This window comes from Micromonospora sp. NPDC048830, assembly GCF_043198215.1.
Classification (GTDB): Bacteria; Actinomycetota; Actinomycetes; order Mycobacteriales; family Micromonosporaceae; genus Micromonospora.
Genome location: NZ_JBICUP010000085.1, coordinates 1 through 10,924, shown reverse-complemented (window position 1 = coordinate 10,924; position 10,924 = coordinate 1). Strand labels below are relative to the sequence as shown.

The following is a 10,924-nucleotide window of genomic DNA, read 5'->3' as shown; positions in this document are numbered from 1 at the left end:
AACGCGCGTAGCACGGTGCCGGCCGGCGCTGCCTCCCGCGCCGATGACACGCCGATCCACCACAACGCCAACGCCAACGCCAACGACCGTGACAGCGCCAGCGACCGTGACAGCGCCAGTGACAGTGACAGCGCCAGCGCCACGTCTGTCTCCAGCGATGACGTGTTCAGCAACCTCGACACCAGCGACACCGGTTCGTTGAGTGAGGTGTTCTTGCGGGACGAGTCGCTTGGTGGGGTGCCTGGCAAGTCTGGACTCGGCGACACGGGTTCGTTGAGTGACGTGTTCTTGCGGGATGAACCGGTCAGTGGCGACCCCGGCAAGTTTGGCGAGCCGGCCGTTGCGGCAACCGGGCAGGCCGTCGGGATGTTCGAGTCCGGGCAGCGGGCCGCCAACTGGGCCACTGCGGAGCAGGCGCGTCCCGGCAGCAGCGGCGCCCCGTGGTGGTGCGTGGCGGCCACCCTCGATGTGTTCCAAACCGAGTACAAACGGCTGGGCAACCGGGCGGTGTTCGACGACCGGATCCTCGGACCCGACGGCCGGCTCGCGCCCACCATGGGCTGGCCGCAACTGATGGAAATCCTCGACACGGTACCCGAGCATGTCGCCCCCCACCCGCACGGAGTCGCAGGAGAGGACGTGCTGGCCGCGCTGAAGGCGGCGCCAGGATCGATGGTCGTGGTCAGGGACGCGCCACCGAACGAACCGCAACACGTGTTCGCCCTTTACAGCCAGCCACAGGAATCCGGGCCGCCGAGAATCCAGGTGCGGGACCCCCTGGTGCCCGACGCCGCCAACCGACCCGAACCGAAAAATCCGATACAAGATCCGTGGCTACAACACCTGTTCGCATCCAGCACCCTGCTGGCCGCGTTCGACGGGAACGGACGGCCCACCACCATCACCGACCTACTCGGCCACACCACCCGCCACCCGCGGCCGAACACCACGACCGGCACCGACCCCAGCGCACTCCTGCTCGCCTCCACCAGCACGCCACGCGGCCCGTCCCACGCGATGCGGGCAAACACCGACCCGGCCGACTCCCACGGGCAGCCACCCGGTCCAGCGGGCAATGGCGTCCCGTCTGGTCCTGGCCTGGTGTCTGGTGATCAGGCATCCCACAACGTAGTCGACCCGCATCTGGAAATGGGTCTGGATCTGCCTCGAATGAATACACCGACGCTCGCCGACGCCTGGGAGCTGGGGGGTACCGGACAGGTCCAGTCGGATCTGGCAGGGGTGGATCTGTCGGCATCGGTGCCTGACTGGGGGTTGCTGCCGGAAACGGTCGGCTCTCCGGCTCTGCTGGCAGATTTTGAGTCTCTGGAGCCGTCCGCTGATTCGTTCTCTGGTACGGCGGCGATGCAATGGCGGCGCCCCCCGGCCGGCCCTGACGCTTTGCGCGGCCAGCAGCCGTTCGGTTCAGCGGAACATTACGACCTGTCTGCTACTGGCCCGGGGACATCCGGGCCGCAGGCGAGCAGGGAGTCCGACATCGATCTCCCGGATGGCAGCGCGAACTCGCACACTACGCCATGGGAATCAGAGATTCATTGGTGGCTTTTCAACAGCATATCTATCGATGACAAAATGGGGGCGAATCAGCGATTGCCCGAACCCCTGGGTATTTGGGTCGGCGGTTCGGACAATACGCTAGGTGGCAAGGAGGTGGATCTCAGCCAGGGCACGGCGATCAGCCTGCTGGTAGGAGATCGGTGGCGGCGGGTCGGAGACGATATCGTCACATACATTTCCGTCGTGGTCAGTGCACCGTTGGTCGACGGATCCGGATACGCCTACCGGCTCGTCGAAACGAATTGGGAAAGCAGCAATTCTGCTGCGCTCACACACCAGCTCACCCAGCGTGTGGCTTCCGCGCTGGCGCCGCCGCCAGACGGCCCACCCTCCGACCGGCCGTCAGGGGTGTCGCAGAAATTCGAGGACTGGGCGAAAGAGGTGTTCGGCATCGATCTCGCGGCGGACACCGCGAAGTCGAACAACGCCTTCTGGGATTCGGCGTTTGACATCTTCCGAAAAGATTTGGAGAAGTTGGGCGTCACCACTTCGGATGGACTGCGCGCGTGGGTGACCCGCCTACTGGCCGCCGACCTCACCCAGGTTGAACCGTCGAGGTTCGCCGAGTTTCTTCCGTATCCGGAGCTGATGTCCGAGCGGGAACGAGAGGCCCTGCACCGGCAGTGGCTCGACAAGCTCGGAAACCCTCAATCCTGGGATTGGGACGTCACGCATGTGGGTCCTCATGTTGTGGCCTGGGGGTTGGACCGGCCGATGCTGGTTTACCATCCGTTCGGTGAGCCGATCGCGATCGGCCCGTCGCCCGGTTACGGTGTCATCCCACAGCCGGTCGTGTGGTGGAACGGCATCTACATCGTCGTCAAACATCCTGCAAACCCAGACGGTGCCCCCATCGAGAGCTTTTCCCCGCAGTCGGTGTCCAACGACGAGCAGCGTCAACAGGATGCCGCGTTCGAGGACGAACTCCGCCGGCTGCAAGCGGAAATCGCCAGGGCGAAAGGGGATAACCCCCCAAAACACTGGCCCATCCTGCAAGCCACATTCCACCGCAATCTCGCGGTCATCGATCAACGCCCCGCCGACCCCGGCAAGCGGGCCCACCAGGACGACATACTCGAAGAACATCGCCAATACCTTATCAGTCTGATCAAAGACAGCAGCTGGGTGGACAAGAAGCCAAGGGCCAACCTCGAAGGCCAATTCACCCTCCGCATCACCTCCACCCTCAAGCGCGGGCGTCCAGGGGTAGCAATCTGGCTGGGCGGCACTGAAACATATCTCGGTTATCTTGGCCGAATGGTTGTCCCGGGCGATGCGGTCGAAATCCGTTTCGGGAAGGTCGGCGACGAAGGTGTCGGTTTTATCGAAATCCCGTACACCAGGGACGGCAGCGAAGAACTCACCTACACCTACCGAGAGATCGGCCGCAACTTCACTGCCAGTGATCTGGAAGAACTGAAGGAGAGGGTACCGACCGGCCCGGTGTGGAGATTCCAGGGGGAGCGGGAGCCCCGCGACTACTTCTACTACACGACGACCTGGGATTACAGAACATGGCGATTGGCTGCCCGTCTCGGCGAAAAAAAAATCCGCCATCGTATCCCATCGAGGGGCGAGGTGGTCGACGGAAGTTGGTTCGTTCTCCCCGAGGGGGAGGTCCGTCTCGAACTCGGGTATGACGTGGGAGGTCAACCCTTCGCGGACGTGGTAATGCCGGCCAACATGACCGGGATCGGAAGGCCCCTGTACCTGAAACTGGTCAACCCCGCCCCCACCGCGGACGACATCGAGCGGCTGCGCAAAGGTGCGCTGTGGGAACCAGCGGAACGGTGGACGCTTCGCGACCCAATATCTATCAATACCCACATTGATTCGCAGAATCGATTGCGCGGAACTCAGGGTCTTAGGGCCGGCGGTTCGGACATGACTGTAGATGGCAAGAAGGTGAAGCTCGACGAGGGCACGGCGGTCACCGTGCGGGTAGGACCACTGCTGCTCAGATCGGACGCCGGCGCAAACATTTACTCCTCAACCCCTTGGGCTGTGGTCAAGGCGCCGTTGGTTGAGCCGTTGGAAGACGGAACAATCGTATACGCCTTCCGGCTCATCGACACGCGGAAAAAGCGGCGCACCAAAGGCGAACAGCAACCCGAGTTGGCACCTGGGCCAGCCGCGAAACGTCAGCGCACCAGGGGTGGGTCGGGCACCGAGGGTGGGCCGTCTGGCGGTGACACGTTCGGCCGTGACATGAGCACGCCGCAGCGCACCGCTGCGGACACGGTCGAGACCGACGCCGAGCGGTGGCGGCGGACCGGTGAGGCGTTCGACTTCAGCGGCGGCACGGTGACCCGGTCGGCCGGCAGCGCGACACCCGGCACGCCGGATGCGGCCGGCGCCCGCGGTACCGTGCCGGGTGACGCCGACTCCGGTGTCGATGGCATGTCGCTCCTGCTCGCCTCCACCAGCACACCACGCAGCCCGTCCCAAGCGATGCAGGCATCAGGAGACACCCCCATCGATCCGGCCGACTTCCCAGACTGGCAGCCGCCCGCTCTAATGGAAGACTTCGACCCGGCGTTTCTTGACCTGGCTTTTCAGGACGAATGGCACCTCGATCTGACAGATTTCGATCTGTCGACACCGAAGCCCCCCACGGAGTGGGAGCTGCCGGAGGGGCATCAGCCCGGTCGAGCCCCCGCAAGGCGGGTGAGAGTGACCTCGGTGTCCAAACAGTTGTGGGCCATGGGCACTCGTGGCGAGGCGGCGTTTGGCCAGTGGGCGCAGGAGGTGTTCGACATCGATTTCGAGCAGTATCGGGCGAAGCCGCACTTCGCCTTTTACGAGTCGGTGTTGAACGCCTACCGGGAGCGGTTGGTGAAGTTGGGGGTCACCACCGTGGCTGGGGTGCGTGCGTGGATGGCCCGTCAACTGGCCGCCGACCTCGGGGGCGGAGAGTCGAGGTTCACCGAGTTTCTTCCGTATCCGGAGAACGCGTCCCCGCAGCGGCGAAAAACCCTGCACCGGCTCTTGATCGGCAAGATCGCAAACACCCAGTCCGGGGATTACGACGCCGCGCATCTGGTTCTCCATGTCCTGGCCTGGGGGATGGATCAGCCGATGCGGATCTACCACCCGTTCGGTGACCCGTACACCATCGGCCCGCTGAACGGTCGCATCCCGCAACCAGTCGTTTGGTGGAGCGGCATCTACATCATCGTCCAACCTCGTGACTCACACGATGCCCGCATCCGCATCGCCGCGGGCTTCCCCCGGCCACCGGTGACCCCCGATGAACAGCACCTACGGGCTGCCGCGTTTGACGAGGCACTCCGTCTGCTGAAAGCGAAAATCCAGACGGCGGAACAGAATCCCACTAACCTTCACTGGCACATCCTGCGAGACACACTCCACCGCAACCTCGCGGCCATCCGTCAACACCCCGCCTCTCCCCGCAGCCAGGCCAAGGAACTCGAAGAACACCTCCGGCACCTCACCGTCCTTCATACAAGAAGCGGCTGGGAAGACGAGGACCGATGGGACCTCGAAGACCCGTTCACCATCCGCGTCACCGTCAAGGTCAACTCCGCCGGGCGGGAACCAGATTTGCGCATCTGGCTGGGCAGCAAGAACATGAGCACATATCTCCTTTATGTCGGACGGTTCGCCATCCCGGGTGATGTGGTCGCTATCCGTTTCGGGAAGCTCGACGGAGAAGGCGTCGGTATTGCCGAAATCCCGTACCCCACGACCGATGGCACCGAAAGACTCATCTACCGAGAGATCGAACGCAGGTTCACCAACGACGAGCTGGCCGAACTGAGGAACAAGGAAGCCGACCGGGTGTGGGAACTCGACGACCGGTGGTTGTTCAGCGACTTCTACTACTACACGTCGCCGGTGGGCGGATATGGGCGACTGGGCCCAGTTTTCGGGGAGGGAACCGGCCTAAGAGTTCTTATCCCACACGCCAAGGTGGTCGACGGAAGTCCGCCTGTCCGCGCCGCCGACTTGAAGGAGGTTCGTCTCCGACTGGGATATGACATAAATGGTCGACCCATCGCGGTCGTGGAAGCAACGGCCGAGCAGAACGGGACCGGACGGACCCTGTATCTGGAACTGGTCAATCCCGCCCCCACGGCGGGGGACATCGAGCGACTGCGCAAAATGGCGCTGTGGGAATCAGCGGATCGGTGGACGCTTTCCGGCGAGATATCCGTCGCTGTGAAAATGGGGACGGATAAACGATTGCGCAAACCCCTGCGTATTGGGATAGGCGGTTCGGTCAAGACGTTAGATGGGAAGGAGGTGAATCTCTCCCCTGGGGTGGAGATCGTCCTGCGGGTAGGGCGGCGGTTGCGGCTGGTCGGACCGGATGATGTTGTCACAAACATTTTCGTCGTGGTCAAGGCGCCGTTGGTCGACGGATCCGGAAACGCCTACCGTCTTATCGACACGGGCTGGATATACAACGGCGAGAATTTCGAGGAACTCACCCGAAAGCTCACCGGGCGGAAAGAGACGCGCGACCGCGAACAGCAAGCCGGATCGGCTGGGCGGGTCAGGAAACGTCGGCGCATCGGGGGTGAGCCGCTGCCCGAGAGGCCGGCGGCGGTCGGGCGGGAACCCACCGGAGATCATTCGCTCTCCGATGGCGCCGGGGATGTCGAACGCAGGTTCACCAACGACGAGCTGGCCGAACCGAGGAACACGGAAGCCGGCCGAATGTGGCAACTCGACGACCGGTGGTTGTTCAGCGACTTCTACCACATCACGTCGTTCGTGGACAAAAGTGGGCGACTGGGCCCCCGTTTCGGGGAGGGAACCGTCCGAAGAGGTCTTATCCCACGCGTCGGGGTGGTCGACGGAAGTCCGCCTGTCCTCCCCGGCGACTTGAAGGAGGTTCGTCTCCGACTGGGGTATGACATGAATGGTCGACCCACCGCGGTCGTGGAAGCCGAGCAGAACGGGACCGGACGGACCCTGTATCTGGAACTGGTCGATCCCGCCCCCACCAAGGGCGACATCGAGCGACTGCGCAAAATGGCGCTGTGGGAATCAGTGGATCGGTGGACCCTTTCCGACTCGATATCCATCGATGACGAATTGGGGACGGAGAAACGATTGCCCAGCCCCCTAAGTCTTAAGATCGGCGGTTCGGTCAATACCTTAGATGGGAAGGAGGTGGACCTCTCCGCTGGGGTGAAGATCACCCTGCGGGTAGGGCGTGGGTTGCGGCTGGTCGGACCGGATGATGTTGTCACAGACGTTTTCGTCGTGGTCAAGGCGCCGTTGGTCGACGGATCCGGAAACGCCTACCGGTTCATCGACACGGACTCGAAATACAACGGCGAGAATTTCGAGGAACTCACCCGAAAGCTCACCCGGCGGAAAGAGACGCGCGACCGCGAACAGCAAGCCGGATCGGCTGGGCGGGTCAGGAAACGTCGGCGCATCGGGGGTGAGCCGCTGCCCGAGAGGCCGGCGGCGGTCGGGCGGGAACCCACCGGAGATCATTCGCTCTCCGATGGCGCCGGGGGTGTCGAACGCAGGTTCACCAACGACGAGCTGGCCGAACTGAGGAACACGGAAGCCGGCCGGGTGTGGGAACTCGACGACCGGTGGTTGTTCAGCGACTTCTACTACTACACGTCGCCGGTGGGCGGAGATGGGCGCCTGGGCCCCCGCTTCGGGGGGCGAGCCGGCCGAAGAGGTCTTATCCCACGCGTCGGGGTGGTCGACGGAAGTCCGCCTGTCCTCCCCGGCGACTTGAAGGAGGTTCGTCTCCGACTGGGGTATGACATGGATGGTCGACCCACCGCGGTCGTGGAAGCCGAGCAGAACGGGACCGGACGGACCCTGTACCTGGAACTGGTCGATCCCGCCCCCACGGCGAGCGACATCGAGCGCCTGCGCAAAAAGGCGCTGTGGGAATCAGTGGATCGGTGGACCCATTCTGACTCGGTATCCATCGATGCAAAATTGGGGACGGAGAAACGATTGCCCAGCCCCCTAAACCTTAAGATCGGCGGTTCGGTCAATACATTAGATGGGAAGGAGATGGACCTCTCCGCTGGGGTGAAGATCACCCTGCGGGTAGGGCGTGGGTTGCGGCTGGTCGGACCGGATGATGGTGTCACAAACATTTTCGCGGTGGTCACGGCACCGTTGGTCGGCGGATCCGGAAACGCCTACCGGTTCATCGACACGGGCTGGATATACAACGACAAGAATTTCGAAAAACTCACCCGACAACTCACCGGGCAGAAGGAGGCGCCCGGCAACCGCGAACAGCCGCTACCGGGACTGTAGAAATAGCGGCGGACCTGCTGATCAAGGGAGCGTCGTGACACGCCGTCGGGATCGTTCTGCCTGGCCGGTTCCTGGGTGATGATCCCTGTTCGCGGTCGTGTTCTTGTCGTTTCCGGCCGTGCGGCGGGGTGTGCGAGTGTCAGTGCAGCCGCGGTCGCGGTTCCAGATTCCGGAGCAGACGGTGCAGGTGGCCCGTGCTGCGTCGGTCCGCGAGGCCTTGAAGAGGCTGATCGAGCAGGGGCTGCTGCGCTCCGAACGTAACTGCGGCGTGTTCGTTCCTGTCCTGTCATTGGCGGATGTGGAGGACGTGTACCGCCTCCGCGGCGCTGCGGAATCAGCCGCGCTGGCTCACATGGTCAGGCATCCCGATGCCACGGCGTTCGCACGCCTGCGGGACATCCTCGATCGGTACCGGCAGTTGTTGTCGGAGCAGAAGTGGGAACAGTCCGATGGGCTGGACCCGGCATTCCATCGTGAACTGGTCCACGCCACGGGCAGTCGACGGCTCATCCACGCGTTTGACACCGTGGCGGTGGAGACGCGCATGTGCCTGCGCGTCCTGCTATTCAGCCACCCGAACCACCCCGATATGGACGTGTGGCACGAGAACATCCTCACCGCGATCGAACGCGCCGACCTGCCGGCGGCCTTGATCCACCGACGCGGTTGGCGGCGATCACCGGTTGATCATTTCGATGCCGGGGTGAGTCGGCGGGTGTGTGGGAGCCGCCGATCGTTGTTCGGCTTGCTCCAGTCGTGTTTGTGCGGTGAATGGATCCTGCTGCCGAATTTCGGGACTTCTCGTGTCGCTGGTCCTGCGGCTGCACGTGGTCGAGCATCGGTTGGAGCATCGCCGTTGCCGGGTGCGGGACGACCACGATGGCGCCGGTGCCGGACGGGGTGGGCGCCTCGACCCAGTACGGGCCGCGGGTGCGCGCGATCGGCGCGTATCTGGTCGGCTACCAGCATCTGCCGTACGAGCGGGCCTGCGAGAACACCCTGGCCGCTGTGATCACCGTTCGCGTCCTGCTGGCGGTGGGCTCCGGGGCGGTCACCGCCACCGCGCTCGCCGGCACTGCCCGGCTGCCCACCGCCCGCCGCCCGGCCCCGCTGGCCGCCTTCGGCGCCTGCCTCGCCGGGTTCTCCGCTACCGCGCCGCTGGCCGGCGCGGCGGCGACGCACTGGTCGTGGCGGACGGCGCTGGTCCTACCGGCGCTGTCCATCGCCGTTATTCCCCTGTGCTGGCCGCTCACCGTCTGTCTGCCACCACGGGAACGGGCGGACTGGCTCGGCGTGGGAATCCTCGCGGCCGTCGCCGCAGGACTGCTGCTGACCGCGCAGACCGCTGCCCAGCAGCCCAGCGTTGCGGGTGCCGGAAACTTCATCCGTGCTGGTCCAGCGGTGTTCTCGTAGTCGTGTAGGAGTCCGCCGAGTCGATCGTGTCGGTGGGCGTTCAGGCGTGCCAGCGCGGCGGGATCGGTGATCGGTTCGGGCAGTGGACGCAGAGGCCGGGCGTTCGTGATGCCCGGATGGGGCCGATGCTGGTTGTGGTGGCGTTCGTACTCGCGGAGTGCGTGTAACAGGTGTGTCTGGTTCCGGATCAGTGTTCGGTCGGGCAGTTCATGACGGCAGGCGTGGATCCACCGTTCCATGATCGAGTTCATGCGGGGCATTCGGACGTCGCTGCGCACGACCGTGATGTCGGCGTCGGCGAGGATCGCGTCGAACAGGGTCGGGTACTTGCCGTCCCGATCCTGGATCAGGTGTTTCACCGCGCATCCGGCGTCCTGAAGGTCCATCACCAGGCTCCGGGCCGCCTGGGCAACCCAGCCGGCGGTCGGATGAGCGGTGGCGCCGAGGATGCGTACTCGGCGGGTGGTGTGTTCGACGACCGCAAGGACGTACAGCCTGGCGCCGGCCATCGTTGACGCCCCCACAGCGATCAAGCAACCAAGATCACCAACAACATCCAGTTCCTGTGACAGAACCTACATCCCTGCTCGACCTCTGCGGTATCGCTCGCTGGCGCTCTATCCAATATCCTAGTTTCCCGATGGGGATTCAAGGTTATGGAGCGGGACGCGGTGTGCATCCAAAGGAGAGTGGCCATGTCCGGTCAGGCCCGGCTCGCGCAGATTTCGCGCCCCGTGTTGCTCGTCGGCGCGGGTGCGGGTGCCGTCGGTGCGCTGTCTGATGCCGGTAGGGCGAGCGCCGGCCCGCCATCCGTCGACACTGTTCTGGAGTGGTGCGACATCACGGCGGCCACAATCGGCGTCATCGTCGGCCGGCTCCAGGTGAGCGCCAGCGCATCTGGGCGATCGGCTGGATCGCCAGTTGGCGCGGGGCATCAGCCATGTCAAACGGTCGGGCTGCCGGCGTGGCACCGGCCAGAGCGGTCCACGACTCGCTCCGAGTCTGCGTCCCCGATCATGCCGCCGCTCTCGACAGCGCAGTGGCCGAAACGCTCGCCTGGCTCGGGGACCCGCATGAAACCCGCGCCGCCATACGCACTGGCCAGGACACGGCTCACGCGGACCTGGCGCTGTTCCAGGATCACACCGGTGCCGCGCCCGACCGCCGCGACCAGGAACACCGGGCCGGTGGCGATGCGAGCGCGCACAGCGCCTCGCCGTCCACGGCCGCGCCGGGCAGCGGCCCTGGACCTAATCGGCAAGATCGACGACAGCGCTGGGGCGGATCCGTTCGGTGTACCTGGCACACGTGGACGCGAACTTCGCCGCGCACTTCCCGTTGGCCCGATCGGCCGACGTTGCCGGCTAACGCCGCCCCTGGACCGGCTCACCGACGGCCTGGGCGCCAGTTGGCCTTCGAGCACCACGTGGACGTGGCGGCGGATGCCGCGTCGACCCAGTTCGCCGCGCACGCCGATACCCGCCTGATACCGAACGGCTCGCCGCCGGCTTTCGGCGCGAGTGGATCGCCGGATTCCGCGACGGCTTTCGGCCAGATGGTCGGGGGCTGGGTGGCGGTCAGCGCGGCTGACTGATCCGCACTGGGTGCCCTGATTCGGGGCGGGGAAGGAGCGTTGCGTGTTGGCTGCCGCCGTTCCGACCGT

Annotated in this window: 5 protein-coding genes and 2 pseudogenes; 5 read left to right on the top strand and 2 right to left on the bottom strand. The window is 64.7% G+C overall.

Annotation, left to right across the window (positions count from 1 at the left end; genetic code table 11):
- The first annotated feature begins 15 nt into the window (after positions 1–15).
- The 3 genes and pseudogenes from ACGFIZ_RS33305 to ACGFIZ_RS33295 all read left to right on the top strand — a co-directional run bounded on the left by ACGFIZ_RS33305 (position 16) and on the right by ACGFIZ_RS33295 (position 9,261).
- A complete protein-coding gene (locus tag ACGFIZ_RS33305; protein ID WP_393427066.1) occupies positions 16–7,848 on the top strand; it encodes a hypothetical protein in 7,833 nt (2,610 codons plus the stop codon).
- A gap of 97 nt (positions 7,849–7,945) precedes the next feature.
- Positions 7,946–8,485: pseudogene (locus tag ACGFIZ_RS33300) on the top strand (GntR family transcriptional regulator); the annotation flags it as partial.
- Positions 8,486–8,736: 251 nt separating this feature from the next.
- Complete coding sequence (locus ACGFIZ_RS33295; RefSeq protein ID WP_393427070.1) at positions 8,737–9,261, top strand: hypothetical protein; 525 nt, start codon at positions 8,737–8,739, stop codon at positions 9,259–9,261.
- A 152-nt stretch (positions 9,262–9,413) separates the two neighbouring features.
- Here ACGFIZ_RS33295 and ACGFIZ_RS33290 read toward each other — a convergent pair.
- Positions 9,414–9,500 (bottom strand): annotated as a pseudogene (locus tag ACGFIZ_RS33290) (integrase); the annotation flags it as partial.
- Between ACGFIZ_RS33290 and ACGFIZ_RS33285 the strand changes: the two are divergent.
- Positions 9,483–9,776, top strand: a complete 294-nt coding sequence (locus ACGFIZ_RS33285; RefSeq protein ID WP_393427068.1) for a hypothetical protein — start codon at positions 9,483–9,485, stop codon at positions 9,774–9,776. The pseudogene ACGFIZ_RS33290 and the gene ACGFIZ_RS33285 sit on opposite strands and share 18 nt — an antisense overlap.
- A 428-nt stretch (positions 9,777–10,204) precedes the next feature.
- Here the strand turns inward: ACGFIZ_RS33285 and ACGFIZ_RS33280 are convergent, their stop codons facing one another.
- Positions 10,205–10,468: a hypothetical protein gene (locus ACGFIZ_RS33280; RefSeq protein ID WP_393427064.1), complete on the bottom strand. Its 264-nt coding sequence runs from the start codon at positions 10,466–10,468 to the stop codon at positions 10,205–10,207.
- Between the two features lie 201 nt (positions 10,469–10,669).
- Between ACGFIZ_RS33280 and ACGFIZ_RS33275 the strand changes: the two genes are divergently transcribed.
- Positions 10,670–10,855: a hypothetical protein gene (locus ACGFIZ_RS33275; RefSeq protein ID WP_393427062.1), complete on the top strand. Its 186-nt coding sequence runs from the start codon at positions 10,670–10,672 to the stop codon at positions 10,853–10,855.
- Positions 10,856–10,924 lie beyond the last annotated feature (69 nt).